The following is a 26,192-nucleotide window of genomic DNA, read 5'->3' as shown; positions in this document are numbered from 1 at the left end:
GTTGTCTCCTCGGTTTCTTTTTCAGGCCAGGTAGCTTTGCGCCAGGTGCGCCCAGAATGCGGCGCCGACCGGCAGGGCCTTGTCGTTGAAGTCGTACAGCGGGTTGTGCACCATGCAGCCGCCGTCTTCGCCCAGGCCGTTGCCCAGCCGGATATAGGCGCCGGGACGATGCTCGAGCAGGTAGGCGAAGTCTTCGCTGCCCATCACCGGCGGGCGCTCGACTACGTTGTCGGCGCCCACCAGCCGGATCGCGGCCTGGCGCGCGAACTCGGTCTGCGCGGCGTGGTTGACCAGCACCGGATACTTGCGCTCGTAGACCACCTCGGCCTGCAGGCGGAAGCTCTGCGCCTGGGCCGTGACGAAGGCCTGGATGCGCTCTTCGACCAGCGTGCGCACGCGCGGGTCGAGCGTGCGCACGCCGATCTTGATGGTCGCGGTGTCGGGCACCACGTTGTAGGTGCTGCCGGCCTGCAGCGCGCCCACGGTGATGACCGCCGACTTGAGCGCGTCGATTTCGCGGCTGACGATCGATTGCAGCCCCAGCACCATGCTGGCCGCGCCCTGCATCACGTCGATGCCGTGGTGCGGCATGGCGCCGTGCGCGCCGCGCCCGCGCAGCGTCACCGTGGCGCGGTCGAACGACGCCATGGCGGGGCCGGCGATGACGCCGATCTGTCCGACCGGCATTCCCGGCGAGTTGTGCAGCGCGTACACCTCGTCGCACGGAAAACGCTCGAACAGGCCGTCTTCCAGCATGCGCAGCGCGCCGCCTTCGTTTTCTTCGGCCGGCTGGAAGATGAGGTTCAGCGTGCCGTTGAAATCGACCGACTCGGCCAGATAGCGCGCGGCACACAGCAGGATCGCGGTGTGGCCGTCATGGCCGCATGCATGCATCTTGCCCGCGATGGTGCTGGCATAGTCCAGGCCGGTCTGTTCCTGGATCGGCAGCGCATCCATGTCGGCGCGGATGCCCAGCGCCTTGCTGCCGCGGCCCTTGCGCAGCGTGCCGACCACGCCGGTGGTGCCCAGCCCGCGATGCACGGCATAGCCCCATGCCGCGAGCTGCTCGGCGACGAGGTTGCTGGTGTGGCGCTCTTCGAACGCCAGCTCCGGATGCGCGTGGATCTTGCGCCGGATCGCGACGAACTCCGGCGCGAGGGTCTGGATGGATCGCTGCAGGTCGGCGGGCAGGGTGCGGGTCATGGGGGCAGGGGAACGTGGTGGTTCACCGCATTCTCTCCGCAGCCGGGCGCCGAAACCATGACAACGGTAGCGACAAATCGTTGTATAAAATGCAACGATAAGAGAACGCGCGGCGCGGCACCGTTGCACGCCGCCGCAGGGAGACCAAGCCATGGAAGACGTGCTGGACCGCAAGCGGGCGCTGTGCCTGCTGCAGATCATCGAAACCGGATCGGTGCGCGGCGCCGCCGAAGTGCTGGAACTGGACCCCTCGGTGGTCAGCCGTGCCGTGGCCAAGCTGGAGCAGGACACCGGGCTGACGCTGCTGGAGCGGCGCGGGCGCGGCGTGGTGGCCACCGACGCGGGACGGCTGCTGGCGCTGTTTGCCCGGCGCCAGCAAGACCTGCAGGACACCTTCGTGGCCGAGGTCAACAACCTGAAGAACGCCCAGCGCGGCCATGTCGAACTGTCCTTCGGCGAGGGCTTTGTCGACCTGGTGCTGGAACCCGTGCTGCAGGGCTTCCTGCGCAAGCATCCCGACGTCACCTGCAGCATCCAGGTGGCGGGCACCGACGAGACCGTGCGCCTGCTGCTCGAGGACCTGGCCCATATCGGCTTCGTATTCCAGCCGCCCGACGATGCGCGGCTGCACTCGCACTACTCGCGGCTGTCGCCGATCCGCGCGCACGTGCACAAGGACCACCCGCTGGCGCGGCGCCGCCGCGCGCTGACGCTGGCGGACCTGGCGCAGCACCAGGGCGCGTTCCTGGCGGGTTCGTTCGGCGTGCGCAAGCATGTGCAGGCGGCCGAACTCGACGAACACATCACGCTCAAGCCGATGCTGGTCACCAACTCCTTCAAGGTGCTGTGGGAGTACGCGGCGATGGGACTGGGCTATATCCTGACGGCGCGCTCGGTGCCGCTGAAGGAACCGCAGTTGCGGCAGCTGGTGTCGCTGCCGCTGGCCAATCCCATCCTGAACAACAGCCGTATCCATATCCTGACGCGTGCCGGCCGGCACTTGTCGCCGGTCGCGGACGGCCTGCTGCGGCACCTGGTCAAGGCGTTTCCGGCGGCCTGAACCGGCACCGGCATGCGGCGGCGGCGAACGGAGTGTTCGGGAATGGCAGAGGCGCGCGCGCCGGATTGCGGCGATCATGCAGTCTGATCCTGTCCGCCAATCGCGATCCGCCATGCATGTCCATCTGCAGTCTTCCATGCACGCCAGCCTGCAGCAGCTGTGGCTGGCGTTTCCGCTGTCGGTCGGCGCCGGGCGCGGCAGGGTAGTGGTCAGGCGGCGCGGCTACGAGCGGGTGCTGCTGGCCGGCCAGCAGGCCATCATCGATCCGTTCGAAGCGTTTGCGCTGCGCCTGGATGGCAGCAGCGCGCAGCCGGCGGCATGCACGCTCGAAATGCGGGGGTTGGCCCCGGCACAACCGTCGGAATGCCTGCACCACCGCATTGCCAAGCGCGTGTTCCTGCAGCCGCAGTACGCCTGGAACGCGGCCTTTATCGCGGAGCGGCTCGGCATGTCCGCGGCGCAGCTGCGGCGCGCGTTGTTCGCGCAGGGGACCGCGCTGACCGACCTGTGCCGCACGCAACGGCTGATGCGGCTGCTGTTCGATGTGATGGCGGGCGACGCGGCGCTGGGCGAGGCCAGGCGGCGGGTCGGGTGGCCGGCCAACAGCGATGTCGATAGCGCATTCTATGACCGCTTCGGCGTCTCGCTGGAGGCCGCGCGGCGGCTGGCCGGCGCGCACGCGATGCCGCGGCAGCGCTCGGTGGCATGACGCGCGCGGCGCGGTTTGCGAGATAATCCGGCGAGCTAGGCCGCCGTTGTGCCCGGGAATGATGTCATGCGCTTTGATCTGGTCGACCTGAAACTGTTCACGCATATCGCGGAGGCACAGAGCCTGACCGGCGGTGCGCAGCGCTCGCACCTGTCGCTGGCCGCCGCCAGCACGCGCATCAAGAATCTGGAGGAGCACGTCGGCGTCAAGCTGCTGAGCCGCAGCAGCCAGGGCGTGAAGGTGACCGGGGCGGGCGAGACCCTGCTGGCCCATGCGCGCCGCGTGCTGCGCCAGCTGGAGCAGCTCAGCGGCGACCTGCAGGAGTACGCGGCGGGCGTCAAAGGCCATGTGCGCGTGTTCGCCAACACCACCGCCATGAGCGAGTTCCTGCCGGCGGTGCTGCGCAGCTACCTGGTCAGCCATCCGGACGTGACCATCGACATGCACGAACGGCTCAGCCCGGACATCGTGCGCGCGGTGCAGGAGGGCATCGTCGACATCGGCATCATCGCCGGCAACGTGCGTACCGATGGGCTGGAGGTCATGCCATACCGGCGCGACCGGCTGGTGCTTGCCACCGCGCTGAGCCATCCGCTGGCCGAGCGCGGCCGCGTGGATTTCATCGATACGCTCGACTACGACTTCATCGGCCTGCCCGAGGACAGCGCCATCCACAACTTCCTGAAGCGGGCCGCGGCGGACCTGCAGCGCAGCCTGCGCTGGCGCGTGCAGGTCAGCAATTTCGAGACCGCCTGCCGCATGATCGAGGCCAACGTCGGCGTCGGCGTGTTGCCCGAGACCACCGCGCGCCGCCATGCCAAGGCCATGTCGCTGCGCATCGTCCAGCTCGACGACGAGTGGGCCGAGCGCCAGCTGCAGATCTGCGTGGCCGACCTCGACGCCTTGCCGCTGTTCGCGCGCAAGCTGGTGGACCTGCTGGTGGAAGACGGGCAGGGGCGCCAGGACTGAAGCAGCACCGCCGCTAGACTGCGCCCTACGCCTGGCCCGCGAGCGTCTGCCGCAACTGGTGCTTGAGCAGCTTGCCGCTGGCCGTGGTCGGCATCGCCGCCACGCGCACGATGCGCTCGGGCCGCTTGTAGGGCGACAGGCGCCCGACCAGGTAGTCATGCAACGCCGGCGCGTCGAAGCGTTCGCCTTCGCGGATTTCGACGAAGGCGATCACCTCCTCGTTGCCATCCGCTGCGGGCTGGCCGATCACGGCCGACACGCGTACCGACGGATGCGTGTTGAGCACCGATTCGACCTCGATCGGGTAGACGGTGAAGCCCGAACGGATGATCAGGTCCTTGGTGCGGCCGACGATAAACAAGGCGCCGTCGGCGTCGAGCCGCCCGATATCGCCGGTGTTGAGCCAGCCGCCGGGGCGCAGCGCTTCGGCGCTCAGGTCCGGCGCGCGGTAGTAGCCGCGCATCACGCCCGGCCCGCGGATCCAGAGTTCGCCGGGCTGTCCCGGCGGCACCGGCTTGCCGTCCGGCCCGACCACCTGCAGGTCGGCGCCCGCGACGATCTCGCCCGCGGCGCAATCGGCGCGCGGCCGCTCCATGCGCGTCACGAACATCGATCCCGCGTACTCGGTCATGCCGTAGCCATGGTGCAGCGGCTGGCCGAACGCGGCTTCGACATCGCGCTTGAGCGTGGCGTCGAGCGGGCCGCCGCCGGTGTAGAGATAGCGCAGGCGCGGCGACGGCTGCAATGGCGCACCAGTGGCCCGCACGTGGGCCAGGATGCGGCTGAACATGGTCGGCACGCCCTGCAGCAGCGTGATCGCGCCAGCGCGGATCGCCGTGGCCAGGTCCGCCGCGTTGAAGCGCGCGCACAGGTACAGGCTGGCGCCGGCGTGCAAGGTCGAGATCAGCAGCGTGCCCAGCCCGAACACGTGCGACATCGGCATCACCGCGTAGGCGCAGTCGTCCGGCTGCATGCGGCGCGAGGCCACGGTGACCTCGGCAAAATGGAGCAGGCCGCCGTGGGTGACCATCACCCCCTTGGGCTGTGCGGTGGTGCCCGAGGTGTAGATCAGCGCGGCCACGTCGCGCGCCAGCGCTTCGGGCTCGCGCGCGGCGGTCTCGTCGGCGGCGCTGGCCATCAGCGGCCCCAGGCCGGCCGGGGCAATTTCCCGGGCCCGGCAGCGCACGCCGTGGCGCAGCGCATCCGGCGACGCCGCGTGGGTGAACAGCATCAGCCGCGGGCGGCAGTGGACGCGGATCACCTCGATCTCGCGCTCGGACAGGCGCGCGTTGACGACCACCGGCCATGCGCCCAGCTCTGCCAGGGCGAACACCAGCGTGATCACCGCCAGGCAGTTCTCGGCCACCACCAGCACCCGGTCGCCGGTGCCCACGCCCTGCGACTGCAGGTAGCGCTGCGCGTCCTCGATGCCGGCCCACAGCTGCGCATAGGTGGTGGTCCGGCCGTCTTCGAACACGGCGGCATGGCCGGGCGTGTGCGCGGCCCAGTGGCGCGGGATGTCGCTGATGCGGGTGAGGGGGACTCGGTCCGGTGGCATGGTTCAGGCGTCGTTGTGCGGGGCAAGGCGTGCGGCGCGCGTGCGGCAAGCAGCGGGCCGCACGCCGCCGCTGCGGCATCAATAGCGTTCGAACACCGCGGCAATGCCCTGGCCGCCGCCGATGCACATGGTTTCCAGGCCGTAGCGGCCGCCGCGGCGCTGCAGTTCGTGCAGCAGCGTGGCCAGGATGCGCACGCCGGTGGCGCCGATCGGATGGCCCAGCGAGATTCCCGAGCCGTTGACGTTGAGCTTCTGCTCGATCGCGTCCTGATCCTGCCAGTCCCAGCCCTTGAGCACGGCCAGCACCTGGCAGGCAAAGGCCTCGTTCAGCTCGACCAGGTCCATCTGGTCCAGCGTCAGGTTCAGGCGCGCCAGCAGCTTCTTCACCGCCGGCACCGGGCCGATGCCCATGTGCGAGGGCTCGCAGCCGGCAGCGGCCCAGCCCACCAGCGAGGCCATCGGGGTCAGGCCGAGTTCGGCGAGCTTGTCCTCGGCCACGATCAGGCATGCGGCCGAGGCATCGTTCTGCTGGCTCGCATTGCCCGCGGTGACGGTGCCGTTCGGCATCAGCACGCGCAGCTTGGCCAGGCTGTCCAGCGTGGTCTGCGGGCGGAAGCCTTCGTCGCGCGTAAATGCCACCGGTTCGCCCTTGCGCTGCGGCACCTGCACCGGGACGATCTCGGCGTCGAAGCGCCCGGCTTCCCAGGCGGCCGCGGCGCGCTGATGGCTGCGCACGGCAAAGGCATCGGCGTCCTCGCGGCTGATGCCGTAGTCGCGCGCCAGGTTCTCGGCGGTCTCGATCATGCCGGAGATCTTGCCGAAGCGCTCCACCGGCTGCGAGCGTTCACGGCCGCGGTCGAGACGGTCGAAGAAGCGCACGTTGCCGGAGCGCGCGCCCCAGCGCATATCGGTGGTGTAGTACTCGATATTGCTCATGCTCTCGACGCCGCCGGCGATCACCACGTCGGCCGCGCCGCTCTGCACCATCATCGATGCCGTGACGATGGCCTGCAGGCCGCCGCCGCAGCGGCGATCGAGCTGCATGCCCGGCACTTCCACCGGCAGGCCGGCCTGCAGCCCGGCCCAGCGGCCCACGCACGGCACTTCGCTGTTGGCGTAGGACTGGGCGAAGACGACGTCGTCGATGCGCGCCGGGTCGATGCCGCTGCGTTCCACCACCGCGCGCACGGCGGTCGCGGCCAGTTCCTCGACCGGAACCGGACGCAGGCTGCCGCCGAAGGTGCCGACGGGGGTGCGAAGGGGGGTGACGATTGCAGCTCTGCGCATGGAAGTCTCCTTGGAATTCGGTATCGGGTGAACCATCAAGTTAGTCGGTGGGCGCCGTCCCGGAAAGGGCGACGAAGGCCGCGCCGCACTGGCGCAGCAGCGCATGGGCCTGGCGCTCCAGGCCGGCGCGGTGTTCGGGGGCAGCGATGTCCAGCATGCGGCGCACGCGCTGCGACAGGGTCTGGCCGCGCAGGTCGGCCACGCCATGCTCGGTCACGATCAGGCCGGCATCGGCGCGCGGCGTGCTGACCGGGCCGGACAATTGCGCGACGATGCGGCTCGCCCCTTTGGCGGTGGCGGGCAGCGCCACGATCGGCAGGCCGCCGCGGCTGCGCGCGGCGCCGCGCAGGAAATCCACCGCGCCGCCGACCGCGCCGACATAGACGCCCGCTGCCACTTCGGCATTGACCTGGCCGGTCAGGTCGACCTCGATCGCCGAATTGATCGCTGCCAGCTTGTCCACGCTGGCGAGCACTTCGGGATGGTGGGTATAGGCGGTTTCGCGCAGCTGCAGTTGCGGATTGCGATGCGCCCAGCGCCGCAGCCGCTCGCTGCCCATCAGGATGCCGCCGATGCCGATGCCCGTATCGATGCTCTTGCGTGCGTTGGTCAGCACACCGGCCTCGGCCAGCGCGGCAATGCCGTCGCCGACCGCGCCGCTGTGCAGCCCCAGGTCGCGGCGGTCATGCAGCGCCGCCACCACGGCCTCGGGCAGGTTGCCGATGCCCATCTGCAGGGTCGCGCCGTCTTCGACCCAGCCGGCGATATGGCGGGCAATGGCCTGTTCGGCCGGACCGGGAGCGCCGCGCTCCAGGCTGATCGGCGGGTACAGCGCCTCGACCCGCAGGTCGATCTGGTCGGCGCCGAGATAGCGGCTGCCGTGGGTCCACGGCACCTCGGGGTTCACTTCGGCAATGATCACGCGGGCCCGGTCGAGCGCGGCGGGCAGGTACTCATGCACCAGGCCCAGGCTGTGGCGGCCCTGTTCATCGGCCGGCGACACCTGCACCAGCACTACGTCGGCGCGCAGCGTGCCGTGCCGGATCAGCCCCGGCAGGTGCGAATAATGGCTCGGCACGATGTCCAGTACGCCCGCGCCGGCCAGCCGGCGGTGCGGCCCGCTGGCGGCGTAGCCGAAAAAATCGATCACGTCGGCCTGTTCCGGCTGCAGCGTGTCCGACTGGCCGATGCCGACGAAGACGCTGAAGCGCCCGCCGCGCGCGATGGCATGGCGGTGTGCCACCAGCGCGCGCGTCAGCGTCAGCGGCTCGGCGGTGGCTTGTCCCCACCAGAGGTGGTCGCCGGGGCGGATCAGGGATTGCAGTCGAAAGGCCAGGTCGTGCATGTCCACGGGAAAGCGTTGGGCAGCCCAGAGCATGTCGCCAAAGCCGCGTTTGCGCTATTCGACAATGCCAATGGCCGGCTTTGGCGATTGCGAAACGGACGCAAGGCTGAAAGAGGCGCCGGCTGCGCCGACTTAAGCCGCGTGGAAGGCGCGCTTTCGGAAAGGCTGATTGTCCCGCCGGCCGAACGCCGCGACCATGGCGGCTATCACGCGGCGTCGGCCACCGGCCACGCCTGCCATAGAACGATCATTACAGACCGATCACCACAGACAGGACCGACCGCAAGGCAGCGCCATGATCGAACAGACCCTCTCGAACAATTTCCACGAAATCCGCGATGCCATCCGTGCGCTGTGCGCCGAGTTTCCCGACGAGTACTTCCGCAAGGTCGATGAACAGCGCGCCTATCCCGAAGCCTTCGTCAACGCGCTGACCGCGGCGGGCTGGCTGGCGGCGCTGATTCCGCAGGAATACGGCGGCTCCGGCCTGGGCCTGACCGAAGCGTCGGTCATCATGGAGGAGATCAATCGTTGCGGCGGCAATTCCGGCGCCTGCCACGGCCAGATGTACAACATGGGCACGCTGCTGCGGCACGGCTCCACGGCGCAGAAGGAAAAGTACCTGCCGAAGATCGCCTCGGGCGAATGGCGCCTGCAGTCGATGGGGGTGACCGAACCCACCACCGGCACCGACACCACCAAGATCAAGACCTCGGCGGTGAAGAAGGACGGCCGCTACGTCGTCAACGGCCAGAAGGTATGGATCAGCCGCGTGCAGCACAGCGACTTCATGATCCTGCTGGCGCGCACCACGCCGCTGGCCGAGGTCAGGAAGAAGAGCGAGGGCATGTCGATCTTCATGGTCGACCTGCACGAGGCCCAGAAGAAGGGCCTGACGGTGCGCCCCATCCCCAACATGGTCAACCACGAGACCAACGAGCTGTTCTTCGAGGACCTGGAGATCCCCGAGGAGAACCTGATCGGCGAAGAGGGCAAGGGCTTCAAGTACATCCTCGATGGCCTCAATGCCGAGCGCACGCTGATCGCCGCCGAGTGCATCGGCGACGGCTACTGGTTTATGGACCGGGTCACGAAGTACGTGAAGGAACGCGAAGTGTTCGGCCGCCCCATCGGCCAGAACCAGGGCGTGCAGTTCCCCATCGCCGAGTCGTTCATCGAACTCGAGGCGGCCAACCTGATGCGCTGGAAGGCCTGCGAGCTGTTCGACAAGCACGAGTCCATGGGCGCGCAGGCCAACATGGCCAAGTACCTGGCCGCCAAGGCCAGCTGGGAGGCCGGCAATGCCTGCCTGCAGTTCCACGGCGGCTTCGGCTTTGCCTGCGAATACGATGTCGAGCGCAAGTTCCGCGAGACGCGCCTGTACCAGGTAGCGCCGATCTCGACCAACCTGATCTATTCCTTCGTCGCCGAGCACGTGCTGGGCCTGCCGCGCTCGTTCTGAGCGGCATGCCGGCGGGCGGTATCCAGGGTTGGCTGTTCAACCCCGGCGCCCGCTATCTGTTCCGGGTTTCGGCCCGGGCGACGCTTACGGCATCCGGCGCCGCGGTCTCGCGCCGATGCCGGCAGGTCGGGTAGAATCCCGCCCTATGTCGCGCATGATTGCCTTGCTCCTGATGCTGATCCTGCCGCTGCAGGCATTGGCCGCGGCGCAGCGGCAGCTCGCGCACGCCGCCGGCTTTCCGCCAGACCACATGGCCGCGCACGCCGAGCACATTCCGCATCACCATGATGAGGACGGCGAGATCGCCTTCGACGATTCCACCGCCTCCGCGTCGCACCAGCTCGACTTCGACTACGGCACCCACTTCCAGGCGCCATTGCCGGCCGGCATGGTGCCGCCGCTCGCGCCGCAGACGCAGCGCGAGCCGTTGTTCCTGGGCGGCCGCATCCCTGACCCTGGCTGCAGTCCCCCGTTACGCCCCCCTCACGCGCCCGCCTGACGGCGGGGCACTGATCTGCTGATTGCCTGCCGTGGCGCAATGTCTTTGCGCCGCGCCCCGCCGCATTGCCGTTGTTGTCGCAATCTGCGTTGGGGATTCCATGCACAAGTTCTTCTTCTCCGTGTTGGCGTCGGCGTTGCTGATGCCGGCGGCCCATGGCCAGTCCGCGCCCGCCGATCTGCGCGCGCTGTTCGATGCCGCCTGGGAGCGCTCCGTCGCCTTCCAGGCCACCGAGGGGCGGCGCCTGGAGGCGGCGGCCAGCCGGATCCAGGCCGATGCACTGATCGCCGGGCCACCCATGCTCGGCCTGCTGCACCGTGACGACCGTTGGACCGAGCGGCGTGGCCTGCGCGAGAGCGAGGTCCAGCTGGGCGTGCCGGTGTGGCTGCCGGGCCAGCGCGCGGCACGCGGCGACCTCGCCGATGCCCACGCGGCCGAGGCCGAGGCTGGCGCCGCGCTGGCGCGGCTGAATCTGGCCGCAGAACTCCGCGAGCGCGTCTGGCAGCTGGCGGCCGTGGAAGGCGAGCGCGAAGTGATGCGGCGCCGCGCCGGCATTGCCGCGTCGCTGCGCGACGATGTACGCCGCCGCGTCAATGCCGGCGACCTCGCGCGCACCGACCTGCTGCTGGCGCAGCAGGATGACCTGGCGGCACAGGGCCTGCTTGCCGAAAGCGAGGCCCGCGTGGTCGAGGCGAAGGCGCGGCTGCTGCAAGCCACCGGCGTCTCCGCGCTGCCGCTACGGTACGACGAAACGGCGGCGCCGGCGGCAGACCCTGCCGCCCAAGCCGCGAGCCATCCGCGCCGGGAAGCGGCGCAGCAGGCCGTGCTGCGCGGCGAACGCCAGCTGGGCTACCTGCGCAAATCGCGCCGCGACCCGCCCGAAGTCGGCGTGATGTACCGCAACGACCGGGCCGGCGGCGGCATGCCCGGCGACCAGACCGTCGGCCTGTTCGTCAGGATCCCGTTCGCCACGGATGCGCGCAACCTGCCGCGCGAAACCGCCGCGCAGACCGAGCTGATGACAGCGCGGGCCGAACTCGAGCGCACTGAGCGCAACGTCCGCGCCGAGATCGACGCGGCGCAGGCCGCGCTGCGGCTGGCCGAACAGCAGCTCGGCCTTACGCAAGAACGCAGCGCCGCGCTGTCCGAACGGGCGGCGCTGCTGCGCAAGACCTTCAATGCCGGCGAGATCGGCTTGCCGGAAGTGCTGCGCGCACAAAACCAGGCGCTGGAAGCCGAGGCCGACCTCGCGCGCCAGCGTGCCCGCCGTGGCATCGCCATTGCCACCCTCAACCAGGCGCTCGGAGTCCTGCCATGATCCGCCAGTTGTTTCTTGTCCTGTTCCTGACGCTCGCGATCGCGCTGCCGGCGGCGCACGCGGGCCCCGGTGCCCATGGCCCCAATGGCGAGCACCTGGACGCGCCCGCCGACACCGGCGCGGCGGCACACGCCCAGCCGAGCATCGAAGCCAATACGGAGGCGTTCGAACTGGTGGGCACCCTCGCCACGGAAGAACTCTCCGTCATGGTCGACCGCTACGTCACCAACGAGCCGGTGCTCGACGGCACGCTCGAGGTCGAGTTCAACGGCATCAAGGCCCAGGGCAAGCTGCACGCCGATGCCGGCGACTATGCCTTTACCGACGAGAAGCTGCTGCAGGCGCTGCGCCGGCCTGGCCAGCATGCGCTGGTGTTTACGCTCGTCACCGGCAACGAGTCGGACCTGATCGAAGGCACCCTGAACGTTGCCGCGGACGAACACGAGCACGGCATCGCGTGGTGGCAGGCGCGCTGGCCGTGGCTGGTCCTGCTCGCGGCGCTCGTGGCAGCCGGCGCCTGGCGCGTGCAGCGCCGCGTTGGCAAAAGGAAAGGAGGCACGGCGTGATGATGACCACCCATATCGCAACCCTGGCGGTCGCGCTGGCCGCCTGGGCAACCCTGCCGGCGCTGGCCGGGCCCGGCGCGCACGGCCCGAATGGCGAACACCTCGATGCACCGGCCGCGGTGTCGGGCAGTGGCCTGGCCCGGCTGCCAGACGGCAGCGTCCTGGTGCCCAAGCTGGCCCAGCGCCGCATGGGCATACGGACCGCGATGCCGCAGCCGGCCGCGCACCCGATGACCGTTGAACTGAACGCCGTGGTGGCGATCGATCCGAACGCCGGCGGGCGCCTGCAGGCGGGCCACCCGGGCTGGATCGACCCGCCGCCGGGCGGCTTCCCGGTGCTCGGGCAGCGCGTCAGCAAGGGCCAGGCGCTGGCCGTGCTGCGCCACAAGAGCGAGCCTTTTGACATCGGCAACCAGCAGGCGCAGTTCGCCAACCTCAGCGCCAGCCTGAAGCTGGCGCGGCAGCGGCTGCAGCGGCTGGAGTCGCTGACGGACAGCATCCCGCGCAAGGAAATCGAAGCGGCCCGCGCCGAGGTCCAGAGCCTTTCCGGCCAGCGCGATGCGGTCGGCAAGAGCCTGCACCAGACCGATACGCTGACCGCGCCGGCCAGCGGCGTGATCGCCAGCGCCAACGTGCTGGCGGGGCAGGTGGTTGCCGCCGGGGACGTGCTGTACGAGGTGGTCGACCCCGCCCGCCTGCTGATCGAGGCCAGCACCGCGGACAGTTCGCTGGCCAACCGCATCAAGGGCGGCGCCCTGGCCAGCGGCACCGGCGGCAAGCTGGAATTCGTCGGCGCCGGCCGCAGCCTGAAGAACGGCGCGGTGCCGCTGACGTTCCGGCTGACCGGCAGCGACGTGCCGCTGGCCGTGGGCCAGCCCGTGACCGTGGTCGCGACGCTGAGCGATACCGTGCGCGGCATCGCGCTGCCCAGCGAGGCGCTGGTGCGCAACGCCAGCAACCTGCCGGTGGTGTGGATCAAGTCCGGCACGCAGCGCTTTATCGCGCAGCCGGTCGAGGCGCGCGTGCTCGATGCGCGCACCGTGGTCGTGGTCGGCGGACTGTCGCCGGAGAACCGGGTGGTGGTGTCCGGCGCGGCGCTGATCAACCAGATCCGCTGAGGGGCGCGCATGTTCAACTGGATCGTTCGCGCCAGCCTCGGCAACCGGCTGCTGGTACTGGCCCTTGCCGTGATCCTGATGATCTACGGGGGGCTCACCGCATGGCGCACGCCGGTCGATGTGTTCCCGGACCTGAACAAGCCGCTGGTGACCGTGATCACCGAAGCGGGGGGCATGGCGCCGCAGGAAGTCGAGCTGCTGGTGTCGTTCCCGATCGAGACCGCGCTGAACGGCATGCCCGGCGTCACGCGGGTGCGCTCGGTGTCCGGCGTCGGCCTGTCCATCGTCTACGCCGAGTTCGACTGGGGCAGCGACATCTACCGCAACCGCCAGCTCGTGTCGGAACGGCTGGCGCTGGTGAAGGAGCAGTTGCCCGGCGGGCTCACGCCCATCCTCGGGCCGGTCTCGTCGATCATGGGCGAGATCATGCTGATTGCGCTGCCGATCGACCCGGCCCGGGCCAGCCCGATGCAGGCGCGCGAGTATGCCGACTTCGTGCTGCGGCCGCGCCTGCTGTCAGTGCCCGGGGTGTCGCAGGTGATCCCGATCGGCGGCGAGGTGCGGCAATTGCGGGTCGAGCCGGATACCGCGCGCATGGCGCAATTCGGCGTGACGCTGGCGCAGGTGCAGGGTGCCCTGCGCGACTTCGCCGCCAATACCAGTGGCGGCTTCATCGACCTGAACGGCCGCGAATACCTGATCCGCAATCTCGGCCGCACCAACCGGATCGATGACCTCAAGGGCCTTGCGGTCGCCTACAAGGACGGCGCGCCGGTACTGCTGGAGCAGGTGGCCGGTGTGCGCTACGCCGCTGCGCTCAAGCGCGGCGACGCCGGCTTCAACGGCAAGCCCGCGGTGATCGTCAGCGTGCAGAAGCAGCCCGCCGCCGACACCGTGCGCCTGACGCGCGACCTGGAAGCCGCGCTTGGCGAACTCAGACAGGGGCTGCCGCAGGGTTTGTCCGCGCCGCAGGTGCTGTTCCGCCAGGCCGACTTTATCGAGGCCTCGCTCGGCAACGTGGTCGAGGCGTTGCGCGACGGCGCCATCATGGTGACGGTGATCCTGTTCGCCTTCCTGCTGAGCGCGCGTACCACCGCGATCTCGCTGGTGGCGATACCGCTGTCGCTGGCTGTCTCGGCGCTGGCGTTCCAGCTGCTGGGCCAGTCGATCAACGTGATGACGCTGGGCGGCCTGGCCATCGCCATCGGCGAACTGGTTGACGATGCCATTGTCGACGTCGAGAACATCCAGCGCCGGCTGCGGCAGCGCGCCGCCATGGACGACCCGCCATCGGTGCTGGAGACGATCTGGCGCGCCAGCGTCGAAGTGCGCTCCGGCATCGTCTATGCCACGCTGGTGGTGGTGCTGGTGTTCGTGCCGCTGTTTGCGCTGCCGGGGATCGAAGGGCGGCTGTTCGCGCCGCTGGGGATCGCCTACATCGTGTCGATCCTGGCATCGATGCTGGTGTCGATGACGGTGACGCCAGTGCTGTCGTACTACCTGCTGCCGCGGATGAAGCGGCTCGAACATCCCGACAGCCCGCTGGTGGCGTGGCTCAAGCGGGCCGATGCGCGCATCCTGGACTGGTCGTTCCCGCGCGCGCGGGCAGTGCTGTCAGTGGCGGCGGTCGCGGTGGTGCTGGCGGCCGCCACCGTGCCGTGGCTGCCGCGTGCCTTCCTGCCGGGCTTCAACGAGGGTTCGATGGTGATGTCGCTGATGCTCAACCCCGGCACTTCGCTGGCCGAAGCCAACCGCATCGGCGCGCTGGCGGAAACGCTGACCCGGCAGGTGCCGGAAGTGGCACGGGTGGGCCGCCGCACCGGCCGCGCCGAACTGGACGAACATGCCGAGGGCGTGCATGCCTCCGAGATCGACATCGACCTGAAGCCTTCCGCCCGCAGCCGCGAGCAGGTGATGGCCGCCATCCGCGCGCAGCTTGCCGGCCTGCCGGCGTCGGTGGCGATCGGCCAGCCGATTTCGCATCGGCTGGATCACCTGCTGTCCGGGGTGCGGGCGCAGATCGCGCTGAAGATCTATGGCGATGACCTTGATACGCTGCGCGGCCTGGCGGAGAACGTGCGCGGGCGCCTGGCAACGATCCCGGGCCTCGTCGATATCACGGTCGAGCGCCAGGTGCTGATTCCGCAGGTCAATGTGCGGCTCGACTATCGCAAGGCCGCGCAGTACGGCATCCCGGCCGGCGAGGCGCTGAAGGCGCTGCAGACCTTGTCCGACGGCACGCGCGTCACGCAGCTGATCGACGGCGTGCGCCGCCACGACCTAGTGGTGCGCCTGCCCGATACCGGCCGCGCGCCGCAGGACCTGTCGCGGGTCATGCTGGACTCGCCGCGCGGCGCGGTGCCGTTGTCCGCCATCGCCAGCGTGGAGGAGGGCGACGGCCCCAACCAGATCGGGCGCGAGAACGGCCGGCGCCGCATCGTGGTCTATGCCAATACCGACGGCTCCGACATGTCGCGGATCGTCGGCGCGGTGCGCGAAGCGGCGGCGCGTGCCGGACTGCCCGCTGGCTATTTCGTCAGCATCGAGGGCCAGTTCCAGGCGCAGGAGCAGGCCACGCGGCGCATCGTGTTGCTGTCGCTGGTGTCGCTGGCGCTGATCTACCTGGTCCTCTACTCGCGCTACCGCTCCGCGACCCTGACGCTGGTGATCATGGCCAATATCCCGTTCGCCTTGATCGGCAGCGTGATCGCGATGTGGCTGGCGGGGCTGAGCCTGTCGGTGGCGTCGATGGTCGGCTTTATCACGCTGACCGGCATTGCCACGCGCAACGGCATCCTGAAGGTCAGCCACTATATCAACCTGTGCCGCTTCGAAGGCGAGACCTTCGGCATCCCGATGATCGTGCGCGGTTCGCTCGAGCGGCTGACGCCGGTGCTGATGACCGCGCTGGTCGCGGCGTTCGCGCTGGTGCCCTTGCTGGTGTCGGCCGATGCGCCCGGCAAGGAAATCCTGCATCCGGTGGCGGTGGTGATCTTCGGCGGGCTGGTCAGTTCGACCCTGCTCGATTCCATGCTGACGCCGCTGGCGTTCTGGCTGTGGGGGCGCCGCCCGCTGCAGCGCATCCTGTCGCAGCGGCCGGAAGACGCGTATTGAATCAGGGCTTTGGCAGCGGCGCCCGCAAGCCGCTGCAGCAACGGAGTTATGCGATGAAGAAACCGATCTCGGCCATGGTGATTGCCGGCAGTCTCGCACTGTCCGGCCTTTCCGGCCTGGCCATGGCCCACGGCGCCAAGCCTGCGCAATACGGGGGCATCGTGCAGGTCGCCAGCGACCTGCAGTTCGAACTGGTGAACCGGGATGGCGCGGTCACGATTTATGTCGACGACCATGACAGGAAGCTGCCCGTGGCCGGTGCCAGCGGCAAGCTGACGGTGCTGACCGGCACGCGCAAAACCGAAACGGCGCTGAACCCCGGTGCGGACAACGCACTGGTCGCGGCCGACAGGCTGCAACTGCAGGCCGGCTCCAAGCTGGTGGCGACGATCCGGTTTGTAGACGGCAAGACTGTCACGGCGCGCTTCGTGGCGAAGTGACGGGCGCTCCATGCTGGCAGGGTTCGATCCTGCGTCGCTGCAACAAAAAAGCCGCTGCCATGTGCAGCGGTTTTTTTGTGCCTTCGGCGCGCCATAGGGGGCCGGTGGGTGGGAAATCTATCGCTATTTCGCGGACGCGCCCATTGAGAAGTAATTCATCCGACACAGTGTGTGGGGTCCCGGCATACGTACTTTCACCTAATGCTGCATTGCGACAATTCTTTTGCTACAATCAGGGAAAACCCCATAAGGGTAATCCCGAAAGGAAGGACGCCATGAACACCCAATCCGATATCAAGCTGACCGATCAACTGGAACGCCAACTCATCGAGCGCGAGCTCGGTACGCAAAGCCTGGGCTTCGCCCACGACGTCAAGCGTGCCATCGCCACCGTGCAGTCGGTGATCGAACGCCTGCAAAGCCAGGCTCGCAAGGCCAAGGTGGTCTACGCCAACGGCTGATCGCTGGCACCAGCAGTACGGTAGTTGCGGCCCGTCCGGGCTGCGTTGAAGAACCGGCCATACGTGCGCCCTCCTGGCGAACGCGGCCGGTTTTGTTTTGCCTGCGGCGCTGGAGTGCTTTGTGAGCAACGTTCACAAGACTTGCCAGCGCTTTTCGTTTTGCCGCGGCGGCGGACACGGCTATCTTGAATGCCTTTCCCGCACCTCATCCGCCCCTGCGCCCCATGTCCCCGCTTGTTCTGCTGTGCCTGTCGATCACCTATGTGGTCTGGGGCACGACCTACCTGGCGATCCGCTTTACGCTGGAGAGCTTTCCCCCGCTGTTCATGATGGGCACGCGCTTCCTGTGCGCGGGCCTGCTGCTGGCCGCGTGGCTGGCATGGCGCGGCACGCCGATGCCGTCGGCGCGGCAATTGCGCCATTGCGCGGTGCCGGCGCTGTTTCTGCTGGTGGGCGGCATGGGTCTCACTGCCATTGCCGAGCAGACGATTTCCTCTGGCGCCACCACGGTGATGATCGGGTCGATGCCGATCTTCGCGCTGATCTGGGGCGCGTGCTTCGGCAACCGGCCGAAGTGGTATGAGTATGTGGCAATTGCCATCGGCAGCGCCGGCATCCTGGTGCTGACCGCGGGCGCGGAGTTCCAGGTCAGCACCGGCGGCGTGGTGGCGCTGCTGCTGGCGGTGGCGAGCTGGTCCTTCGGCTCGCAGCTGGCGCGCCGGCTGGACCTGCCGCCAGGGGCGGCGGCGTTTGCCGCCGAGATGGTGATCGGCGGCGCGGTACTGATGGCACTGTCGCTGCTGCGGCAGGAGCCGTGGCCGTCTTCCGTCAGCGCGCAGGCCGGCTGGGCCTGGGTCTACCTGGTGGTGGCGGGGTCGCTGGTGGCGTTCTCCGCCTACATGTACCTGGTCTCGACGGTCAGCCAGACCCTGGCGGCGAGCTATGTCTACGTGAACCCGCCGGTGGCGCTGGCCATGGGCGCGTGGCTGGGCGGGGAACAGATCGCGCCGCAGACGCTGGGCGCGGTGGTACTGATCCTGGCGGCGCTGCTCGTGCTGAGCCTGGGCACGCTGCGCACAGCACGGACCCAGGCGGCCTGAGGGCGCCGTGCGGGCGGGGCCTCAGCGGCCCGACTGCTCCTGGATCCACAGCGACAGCCGCACCTTGTAGGCCTGCTGGATATGCCGGCGCGCGATCTGCTCGGCCAGCGTCGGATCGCGCTGTTCCAGCGCTTCCACCAGCGAGATATGCTCTTCGTACGAGCTGCGCGCGCGCCCCGGCACCGCCAGCGTGGTGCGGCCCAGCAGCGCCATGGATTCATGCAGCGAGCGCAGCGTCTTCAGCAGGTAGCGGTTGTGGGCGCAACGGTGCAGGGTTTCATGGAACAGCCGGTTGTTCAGCGCGAGCCGGTCGGGATCGTCGGCGATGGCAAGGTCTCGCTCGACGATATCGCGCAGCAGCGAGATCTCGACGTCGGTGGCGTGGCGCGCGGCCAGCGCCGCGGCGGTGCCTTCCAGCACTTCGCGCATCACGTACAGCTCGCTGACCATGCTGGCGTCGAGCTGCGTCACCATCATGCCGCGATTGGGCTCGTTGACGACCAGGCCCTCGGATTCCAGCCTGGACAGCGCTTCGCGCACCGGCGTGCGCGACAATCCCAGCGATTCGGCCAGTTCCACCTCGCGCAGCCGGGTGCCGGGGGAAAGCTGGCCGGCCTGGATGGCGGCACGCAGCTGCTGGTAGGCACGCTCCGAGCGCGGGAGCGATGCAGCCTGGCCGCTCTCGGCGGCGCCGGCGAACTCTTGAGAAATCATGTGAGGCTGGCGGATGCAGTGGAACTGTCGTAGCCAGCCATCATACCCGCTCGCGCCCGCCTGACATCACGGTGTCGCAATAAGGTGTAAAGGGGCTGGCGCGGCGCCAGCCCCGCGCGCAGGGGCCTCAGCCCGCCGGCGACTGGAACGGGTGGTACTGGTACAGCCAGGTTTCGGAGAGCGGCTTGCCGTTCAGGCGCAGGAACAGCCGCAGGTCGACCGGCTGGGTGCCTTCGGTGGTCAGGTCGAACTGGGCGCGCCAGTGCCCGGCCACGCCGTTGGGCACGGCTTCGGTGAAGACATAGGAAAAGGTGCCGCGCGATGCGGTCAGCACCGCTTCGGGCTTGACGCCGAAGGGCAGCTTCTCCAGCGGCGCGCCCTTGAACTCGACCATGAACTTGCGCACGCCCTTGGGCCGCGGCTGGCCCGGCTGGCCGCCGTTGCCCAGACGCGTGGCCACGCAGCGCGCCAGCGGGGTCGGGTAGGGCTCGTCGGCCGCCCAGTGCAGCCGGTAGCGCAGGCGGTAGGTGCTGCCGGCCTTGGCCGGCGCCTTCGGCACCCACATGGCGACGATGTTGTCGTGGATCTCGTCGTCGGTGCGCAGCTCCACCAGCTGCACCGAGCCGGCGCCCCAGCCATCGCGCGGCTCCACCCACAGGCTCGGACGGCGGTCGTAGTTGACGCCGTCCTGGTAATGGTCGAACAGACGGTCGCGCTGCAGCAGCCCGAAGCCCTTCGGGTTGTCGTCCGAGAAGGCCGAGGCCGTGGTCTGCGGCGGGTTGTTCAGCGGGCGCCAGATATGCTCGCCCGCGCCGTTCCACAGCGCCAGGCCGTCGGAGTCGTGCACTTCGGGGCGCCAGTCGACAGCGGTGCCCTTGATGCTTTCCGAGAACCAGTACATCGAGGTCAGCGGCGCCAGCCCCAGCCGGGCCACGTCCTTGCGCAGGAACAGCACGCATTCGACGTCCATGATCACGGCCTTGGCCCGCTGCATGACGAAGCGGTAGGCGCCGGAAATGCTGGGTCCGTCCAGCAGCGCGTAGACCGTGACGGTGTCGCTGTTGCCCTCGGGGGTTTCGAACCAGAAGTGGGTGAAGGCGGGGAATTCTTCCTGCTTGCCGGCTTCGGCCACGTCGATGGCGATGCCGCGCGCGGACAGGCCGTACTGGTAGAGCTCGCCGATGGCGCGGAAATACGAGGCGCCGAGGAACGCCACCCAGTCATTCTTGCGCCAGTCTCGGGTTTTCTGGTCGCCCAGGCGGCTTTCCTGGAAGCGGAAGCCGGCAAAGCCGCTGCCCGGCGGCAACTTGTGCGCGGGGCTGTCGGCCGGCATGTCGAAGTAGGCATCGTCATAGATGATCTCGCGGGCCTTGCCGGTGCCACCTTTGGCGCGCTCGATCACATGCATGCGCACCGGGCTGCGAAAGTAGGTGCCGAGGTGAAAGAACGTGACCGGGAACTGGCCCGGGCCGCTGGCAAAGAGCGCGTCCTCGGTGCGGAAGCGGATCTTGCCGTGGGCGTCGTAGTCGATGCGTGACAGCACATCCGCCGGCGGCGCGGGCGGCGGCGCGTACGGCTTGCCGGCCAGGGCGCGGGCGCGCTCGATCAAAGCGTCGAAGCCGAACGGCTGGGCTTCGCCTAGCTTGATCCGGCTGGCTGCCAGCACCGATGGGGTAATGCCGAGGGCGGCAAGCGCGGCAGAGGCGGTGGCGGAAACCAGCAGGGTTCGGCGATTCATCATGTGGTGAAAGCGTCCTTTTATTGTCCGGGATTGTGCAGAACTGTAAAAGACGCCGGCGCCGCGGGAAAGTTCGGACACCCTCTGTTACAGCGGGTGGCGCCAGCGCCTCACCGTGCTTCGCTTGGCTCGCGCGCGGCGCGGCGCAGCCGGCGCCGTTGCCGTGCCAGCATGTTCAGCCCCTCGACCGCGGCCGAGAACGCCATCGCCGTATAGATGTAGCCCTTGGGCACGTGCGTACCCAGGCCTTCGGCGATCAGCGTCATGCCGATCATCATCAGGAAGGCCAGCGCCAGCATCACGATGGTCGGGTTGCGGTTGATGAAGTTGGCCAGCGGCGTCGCCGCGAACAGCATCGCCATCACCGCCGCGATCACGGCCACGAACATGATCTGCACGTGCTCCGTCATGCCGACCGCGGTAATGATGCTGTCGATCGAAAACACCAGGTCCAGCACCAGGATCTGGCCGATGGCGGCGGCAAAGCTGTGCACCGCCTTGGTGGTGCCGCCGTCCTCGCCTTCTTCGGCGGCAGTGACGTGGTGATGGATTTCGCGCGTGGCTTTCCACACCAGGAAGCCGCCGCCCGCGATCAGGATCAGGTCGCGCCACGACAGGCCGTGGCCCAGCACGGTGAAGAGCGGCTGGGTCAGCGTGACGATGAAGGCGATGGTTGCCAGCAGGCCCAGACGCATCAACAGCGCCAGGCTGATGCCGATCTTGCGGGCTTTTTCCCGCATCTCCAGGGGCAGCTTGTTGGTCAGGATCGAGATGAAGATCAGGTTGTCGATCCCCAGCACGATTTCCATGGCCACCAGCGTGGCCAGTGCCGCCCAGGCGGCGGGATCCTGCAGCAATGCCAACGACGCTTCCATGAGAGCTCCGGAGTGATGGGAGGGCGCATGCAGGCTTCATGTTAGCGCAGCGTCGCTTGGCCGCGCAGCCTGTCACATAAAGATAAAGCGCGTCGACGGGATTACGGTGCAGGTTGCCATGTGCCGGCATGGAATATAGTATGTGATATATCAAAAGATCCAATCGAGCCATCAAGGAGGCAGCATATGAAAGTCTGTATCTACGGCGCCGGTGCCATCGGCGGCTATGTCGGGGCGCAGCTGGCGCGCGCGGGGGCCGAGGTCAGCTTCGTCGCGCGCGGACCCCACCTCGCGGCGATGCGGGAGCACGGCGTCAAGCTGCTGATCGATGGCGAGGAGCGTGTGGCGAAGGTGCGCTGCACCAGCGATCCGCGTGAACTCGGGCCGCAGGACTACGTGTTCATCACCCTCAAGGCGCATTCGGTGCCCGGCGTGGTGGAGCAGATGCAGCCGCTGCTGGGGCCGGACACCGCGATCGTGACGGGTGTCAATGGCATTCCTTACTGGTACTTCTACAAGCATGGCGGCGAGCTGGCCGGCCGCACGCTGGAAAGCGTCGATCCCGGCGGGCGCCAGTGGCAGCGCCTGGGGCCGGAGCGGGCCATCGGCTGCGTGGTCTATCCCGCCGCCGAAATCGTCGCGCCGGGCGTGATCAAGCATGTCTATGGCAAGAAGTTTCCGCTGGGCGAGCCGGACGGCAGCCGCTCGGCGCGCGTGACCGGGCTCAGCGAAATGATGATGGCCGCCGACCTCGACGCGCCCGTGCGCGAGAACATCCGTGACGAGATCTGGCTCAAGCTGTGGGGCAACCTGTGCTTCAACCCGATCAGCGCGCTGACCCACGCCACCCTCGACGTGATCACCGCCGACCCCGCCACGCGCGCGCTGTCGCGCCAGATGATGGTGGAGGCGCAGGGCATCGCCGAGCGCTTCGGGGTGAAATTCCGCGTCGACGTGGAGCGGCGCATCGACGGCGCCGGCGCCGTGGGCGCGCACAAGACCTCGATGCTGCAGGACCTGGAGGCGGGGCGGGCCATGGAAATCGATCCGCTGCTGACGGTGGTGCAGGAAATGGGGCGGCTGGTGGGCGAGCCGACGCCGATGTGCGATGCCGTGCTCGGGCTGATCAAGCAGCGCGACGCGATGGCCAAGCTTGCCGCCTGAGGAGCCGGGGGGACGCCATCGGGTCAGGCGTCCTCGGAAGCGCGGGCCGGGTACGCGAGGTGACGCTTTCCCGGCTCGCGAAGTCGTAAGGCAGGGCGATTGTGATATACCATATACGACAGGCCGCGCACCGCTTTTGTGCCGATGCATGTGGAGCGCGCATCGTTTGATGCGTTTTCATAATGGGTCAGGCGTTTTTGCTAAGCTGTGCAGCAATGCGGCGGGCAGCCATTCCGGCCGTCCGGCCGCCGGTCTCACACGAGCACATTCATGTCTGCGCAAAGCCAATCCATCGTCCAGCCCAACGGGCTGTCCCTGTCGGTACAACCGATCAACGCCGGCGCCAGCCTGCGCGACCAGGCCTACGCCATGCTGCGCCAAGCCATCGCCGACGCCGACATCTACCAGTCGCGCGACGAGATCCGGCTGGATGAGCGGGTGCTGAGCGAGGCCATGGGCGTCAGCCGCACGCCCATCCGCGAGGCCATGACGCTGCTGGAGCAGGAAGGCTTCCTGCGCACCGTGCCGCGGCGCGGCATCTACATCATGCGCAAGACCAAGCGCGAGATCGTCGAGATGATCCAGATGTGGGCCGCGCTCGAAAGCATGGCGGCCCGGCTGGCCACCGAGAATGCCACCGACGCCGAGATCGCGCAGTTGCGCAGAATGTTCGACAGCTTCCGCGACTCCACCCCGGCCGAGCATATCGAAGAGTATTCCGACGCCAATATCGCGTTCCACCAGGCGATCGTGCAGCTGTCCAAGTCGCAGATCATCATGGACACGATCCGCAACATCTTTATCCACGTGCGCGCGATCCGGAAGATGACGATCTCGCAGAGCGACCGCGCGGCGCGCTCGATCGTCGACCACCTGCGCATCATCGAGGCGCTGGAGAGGCGGGACACCGAACTGGCAGAGCGGCTGGTGCGGCAGCACTCGCTGGACCTCGCGGACTACGTGGAAAAGCACTGCGATTTCCTGGACTGAAGCAGCCCGGAACGAGGTTAAGCAAAGCGGCGGACTTCGGTCCGCCGCTTTGCTTTGGGGCCTGGCCGCGCATGCGACGGGCATTTCGCTAAATGGTGTGTGATATATCAATGTGAAAAGCGCTTGGGCCTTTATGCCGGCTCAGCACTGAAAGCGTCCGTTCTTATGCTTTCCTTCACTGGATAGGCGCCGGGTGCTGCGTCGCATCGTCGATATTTGCCCCGGAAGCGCCAAACTCCTCTTGCTCTCTTCTGATATATCACATACCGTATGTCATCAGAGACTACAAATAGCGGAAAGAGGAGACCCTTCGCAATGGAAACCAAAGCCCTGCAAGGTGTGCGCATCCTGGACATGACCCACGTCCAGGCGGGCCCGTCGGCGACGCAGTTGATGGCGTGGCTGGGCGCGGACGTGATCAAGGTGGAGATGCCGGGACGCGGCGACATCACGCGCAGCCAGCTGCGCGACGTGCCGAACGCGGACAGCCTCTACTTCACCATGCTCAACTCGAACAAGCGCAGCCTGACGCTGAACATGAAGACGCCCGAAGGCAAGGCGCTGCTCGAAGACCTGATCCAGCGCAGCGACGTGCTGATCGAGAACTTCGGGCCTGGCGTGCTGGCGCGCGCGGGGTTCGACTGGGACCACATGCAGGACCTGAACCCGCGTCTGGTCTATGCCTCGATCAAGGGTTTCGGCCCGGGCCCGTACGCGGACTGCAAGGCCTATGAGAACGTGGCGCAGTGCATGGGCGGCTCGGCTTCCACTACCGGCGAGGCCGACGGCGTGCCCACCGTGACCGGTGCGCAGATCGGCGATTCCGGCACCGGCGTGCATGCCGTGGTCGGCATCCTGGCCGCGCTGCTGCACCGGGAGCACACCGGCCGCGGCCAGCGCGTGGAAGTGGCGATGCAGGACGCGGTGCTGAACCTGTGCCGGGTCAAGCTGCGCGACCAGCAGCGGCTGGCCAACGGTCCGCTGCGTGAATATCCCAACGAGGAATTCGGCGACCACGTGCCGCGCGCGGGCAATGCCTCGGGCGGCGGGCAGCCGGGCGCGGCGCTGCGTTGCGCGCCGGGCGGCCCCAACGACTATGTCTACGTCATCATCCAGCCGCAGGGCTGGGAGCCGCTGATGCGCCTGTGCGGGCGCGAGGACCTGATCACCAACCCGGACTACGCCACGCCGGAAGCGCGCCTCAAGCACCTGGCCGACTGCTTCGCCGTCATCGAGAAATGGACGCGCGGCATCAGCAAGTTCGAGGTGATGGCGGCGCTGAACGAGGTCGATGTGCCGTGCGGCCCGATCCTGTCGATGAAGGACCTGATCGAGGACGAGTCGCTGTACCAGCGCGGCTACCTGGTCGAGCTGGAGCATCCGCAGCGCGGCAACTATGTGCAGCTGGGCTGCCCGATCACGCTGTCGGCCTCGCCGGTGCAGGTGGAACGCTCGCCGCTGCTGGGCGAGCATACCGAGGAGATTCTCGAGTGGCTGGGCCGCACGCCCGCGCAGATCGCCGCGATGAAGCTGGCCGGCGCGGTATGAGGCTGGCCTGATGCGATGGCCGCCGTCATTCCCGCCAGCGCGGGAATGACGAGCGTGCCGCGCCGCCCTGCTTTTCCTCCCTTTCCAAGATCCCTGCAACCGACATCGGCGCAGGCGGGGCCTTCCTTTGCCTGCGCAAGGAGCATGCTGTGCAAACCTGGATACGTTTTCGCCGCGCCGACGGCAGCATCGGCCATGGCCGCATCGATGAGTCCGACCACAACCGCGTCGTCGAATATGACGGCGACGGCTTCGACGATCCCACCGCCACCGGCGCCGTGCATGATCGCGCCGCGCTGACCGTGGTCGCGCCGTGCACGCCGGGCAAGGTGGTGGCGCTGTGGAACAACTTCCACGCGCTGGCGCGCAAGCTGGAAAAGCCGGTGCCGACGCACCCGCTGTTCCTGATCAAGCCCGCGTCGTCGCTGGCCGGTCCCAACGACGCCGTGCAGCGCCCCAAGAGCTACGACGGCAAGATCGTCTACGAAGGCGAGCTGGGCATCGTCATCGGCAAGAAGGCGCGCAACGTGACGGTGGCGGAGGCCGGTGCCCATATCTTCGGCTACACCATCGTCAACGACGTGACCGCGGCCGAGCTGATCACGGCCGATCCCAATTTCCCGCAATGGACCCGCGCCAAGGGCTTCGACACCTTCGGCTGCATCGGCCCGGCCATCGTCACCGGCTTCTCCTGGAAAACCGCCAGCGTGGTCACGCGGCTGGACGGCGTGGAGCGGCAGAACTACCCCCTCTCGGACATGATCTTCTCGCCCGAGGAACAGGTCAGCCGGATCTCGCAGGACCTGACGCTGATGCCGGGCGACGTGATCGCGGTGGGTACCTCGCTGGGGGTGGGTTCGATGAAGGACGGCGCCGTGGTCGAGGTGTCGATCGCCGGCATCGGCTCGCTGGTCAACCACGTGCGCGGCTGAGCCGGCGCCAGATCCCTTTCCT

General features: G+C 68.2%; 23 protein-coding genes. 16 read left to right on the top strand and 7 right to left on the bottom strand.

The genetic code is table 11. The features are described from left to right. Positions 1-21: 21 nt before the first annotated feature. Positions 22-1,203: a M20 aminoacylase family protein gene (locus FHX60_RS10345; RefSeq protein ID WP_183283282.1), complete on the bottom strand. Its 1,182-nt coding sequence runs from the start codon at positions 1,201-1,203 to the stop codon at positions 22-24. 151 nt (positions 1,204-1,354) lie between these two features. Here FHX60_RS10345 and FHX60_RS10340 point away from each other — a divergent pair, with 151 nt between their 5' ends. The 3 genes from FHX60_RS10340 to FHX60_RS10330 all read left to right on the top strand — a co-directional run bounded on the left by FHX60_RS10340 (position 1,355) and on the right by FHX60_RS10330 (position 3,941). Further along, on the top strand, positions 1,355-2,263 hold the full coding sequence (locus tag FHX60_RS10340; RefSeq protein WP_092310031.1) for a LysR family transcriptional regulator: 909 nt from the start codon (positions 1,355-1,357) through the stop codon (positions 2,261-2,263). Between the two features lie 136 nt (positions 2,264-2,399). After that, entirely contained in the window at positions 2,400-2,972 is a 573-nt protein-coding gene (locus tag FHX60_RS10335) for an AraC family transcriptional regulator (RefSeq protein WP_244981247.1), read from the top strand. Between the two features lie 66 nt (positions 2,973-3,038). After that, a complete protein-coding gene (locus tag FHX60_RS10330) occupies positions 3,039-3,941 on the top strand; it encodes a LysR family transcriptional regulator (protein WP_183283280.1) in 903 nt (300 codons plus the stop codon). A gap of 25 nt (positions 3,942-3,966) precedes the next feature. Here FHX60_RS10330 and FHX60_RS10325 read toward each other — a convergent pair whose 3' ends face one another. From FHX60_RS10325 to FHX60_RS10315, 3 genes are all read right to left on the bottom strand, one after another. Then, the gene (locus tag FHX60_RS10325; protein WP_183283279.1) at positions 3,967-5,499 is read right to left on the bottom strand and encodes a class I adenylate-forming enzyme family protein; all 1,533 of its coding nucleotides are present in this window, start codon (positions 5,497-5,499) and stop codon (positions 3,967-3,969) included. A 78-nt stretch (positions 5,500-5,577) separates the two neighbouring features. Continuing rightward, positions 5,578-6,786, bottom strand: coding sequence for an acetyl-CoA C-acetyltransferase (locus FHX60_RS10320; protein ID WP_183283278.1), 1,209 nt, complete (start codon positions 6,784-6,786; stop codon positions 5,578-5,580). A gap of 40 nt (positions 6,787-6,826) precedes the next feature. Beyond that, entirely contained in the window at positions 6,827-8,131 is a 1,305-nt protein-coding gene (locus tag FHX60_RS10315) for an acetyl-CoA hydrolase/transferase family protein (protein ID WP_183283446.1), read from the bottom strand. A gap of 295 nt (positions 8,132-8,426) precedes the next feature. Between FHX60_RS10315 and FHX60_RS10310 the strand changes: the two genes are divergently transcribed. From FHX60_RS10310 to yedA, 9 genes are all read left to right on the top strand, one after another. Next, positions 8,427-9,593, top strand: coding sequence for an acyl-CoA dehydrogenase family protein (locus tag FHX60_RS10310; RefSeq protein ID WP_092310014.1), 1,167 nt, complete (start codon positions 8,427-8,429; stop codon positions 9,591-9,593). Between the two features lie 154 nt (positions 9,594-9,747). Beyond that, the gene (locus FHX60_RS10305) at positions 9,748-10,092 is read left to right on the top strand and encodes a hypothetical protein (protein WP_232348254.1); all 345 of its coding nucleotides are present in this window, start codon (positions 9,748-9,750) and stop codon (positions 10,090-10,092) included. 100 nt (positions 10,093-10,192) lie between these two features. Beyond that, positions 10,193-11,410, top strand: coding sequence for a TolC family protein (locus FHX60_RS10300; protein ID WP_183283277.1), 1,218 nt, complete (start codon positions 10,193-10,195; stop codon positions 11,408-11,410). Further along, entirely contained in the window at positions 11,407-11,976 is a 570-nt protein-coding gene (locus tag FHX60_RS10295; RefSeq protein ID WP_183283276.1) for a hypothetical protein, read from the top strand. The genes FHX60_RS10300 and FHX60_RS10295 overlap by 4 nt, the downstream gene beginning before the upstream one ends. After that, the gene (locus FHX60_RS10290; RefSeq protein ID WP_183283445.1) at positions 11,976-13,094 is read left to right on the top strand and encodes an efflux RND transporter periplasmic adaptor subunit; all 1,119 of its coding nucleotides are present in this window, start codon (positions 11,976-11,978) and stop codon (positions 13,092-13,094) included. Before FHX60_RS10295 ends, FHX60_RS10290 begins: the two co-directional genes overlap by 1 nt. Positions 13,095-13,103: 9 nt before the next feature. Further along, the gene (locus FHX60_RS10285; protein ID WP_183283275.1) at positions 13,104-16,208 is read left to right on the top strand and encodes an efflux RND transporter permease subunit; all 3,105 of its coding nucleotides are present in this window, start codon (positions 13,104-13,106) and stop codon (positions 16,206-16,208) included. A 53-nt stretch (positions 16,209-16,261) separates the two neighbouring features. After that, a complete protein-coding gene (locus tag FHX60_RS10280) occupies positions 16,262-16,648 on the top strand; it encodes a hypothetical protein (protein ID WP_183283274.1) in 387 nt (128 codons plus the stop codon). A 275-nt stretch (positions 16,649-16,923) separates the two neighbouring features. Next, entirely contained in the window at positions 16,924-17,109 is a 186-nt protein-coding gene (locus tag FHX60_RS10275) for a hypothetical protein (RefSeq protein ID WP_062802878.1), read from the top strand. 224 nt (positions 17,110-17,333) lie between these two features. Then, positions 17,334-18,209, top strand: coding sequence for a drug/metabolite exporter YedA (gene yedA / locus FHX60_RS10270; RefSeq protein WP_092309991.1), 876 nt, complete (start codon positions 17,334-17,336; stop codon positions 18,207-18,209). Between the two features lie 21 nt (positions 18,210-18,230). On the opposite strand, the gene FHX60_RS10265 is transcribed toward yedA, so the two are convergent. The 3 genes from FHX60_RS10265 to FHX60_RS10255 form a co-directional block, all read right to left on the bottom strand. Continuing rightward, complete coding sequence (locus FHX60_RS10265) at positions 18,231-18,923, bottom strand: GntR family transcriptional regulator (RefSeq protein WP_092309989.1); 693 nt, start codon at positions 18,921-18,923, stop codon at positions 18,231-18,233. 127 nt (positions 18,924-19,050) lie between these two features. Next, the gene (locus tag FHX60_RS10260; protein ID WP_183283273.1) at positions 19,051-20,664 is read right to left on the bottom strand and encodes an OpgD/OpgG family glucan biosynthesis protein; all 1,614 of its coding nucleotides are present in this window, start codon (positions 20,662-20,664) and stop codon (positions 19,051-19,053) included. Between the two features lie 107 nt (positions 20,665-20,771). After that, entirely contained in the window at positions 20,772-21,536 is a 765-nt protein-coding gene (locus FHX60_RS10255; RefSeq protein WP_112775524.1) for a TerC family protein, read from the bottom strand. Between the two features lie 186 nt (positions 21,537-21,722). Here FHX60_RS10255 and FHX60_RS10250 point away from each other — a divergent pair, with 186 nt between their 5' ends. From FHX60_RS10250 to FHX60_RS10235, 4 genes are all read left to right on the top strand, one after another. Then, entirely contained in the window at positions 21,723-22,700 is a 978-nt protein-coding gene (locus FHX60_RS10250) for a 2-dehydropantoate 2-reductase (protein ID WP_183283272.1), read from the top strand. 270 nt (positions 22,701-22,970) lie between these two features. Continuing rightward, the gene (locus FHX60_RS10245; RefSeq protein WP_018008574.1) at positions 22,971-23,690 is read left to right on the top strand and encodes a GntR family transcriptional regulator; all 720 of its coding nucleotides are present in this window, start codon (positions 22,971-22,973) and stop codon (positions 23,688-23,690) included. Between the two features lie 315 nt (positions 23,691-24,005). After that, positions 24,006-25,238, top strand: a complete 1,233-nt coding sequence (frc, locus tag FHX60_RS10240; protein ID WP_062802884.1) for a formyl-CoA transferase — start codon at positions 24,006-24,008, stop codon at positions 25,236-25,238. A gap of 149 nt (positions 25,239-25,387) precedes the next feature. Further along, on the top strand, positions 25,388-26,170 hold the full coding sequence (locus tag FHX60_RS10235) for a fumarylacetoacetate hydrolase family protein (protein ID WP_183283271.1): 783 nt from the start codon (positions 25,388-25,390) through the stop codon (positions 26,168-26,170). Positions 26,171-26,192: the final 22 nt, after the last annotated feature.

It is taken from the genome of Cupriavidus alkaliphilus (assembly GCF_014191175.1).
In the GTDB taxonomy this organism is placed as follows: Bacteria; Pseudomonadota; Gammaproteobacteria; order Burkholderiales; family Burkholderiaceae; genus Cupriavidus; species Cupriavidus alkaliphilus.
The sequence above is the reverse complement of the archived record's forward strand: the minus strand, read 5'-3'. Positions and strand labels throughout refer to the sequence as shown.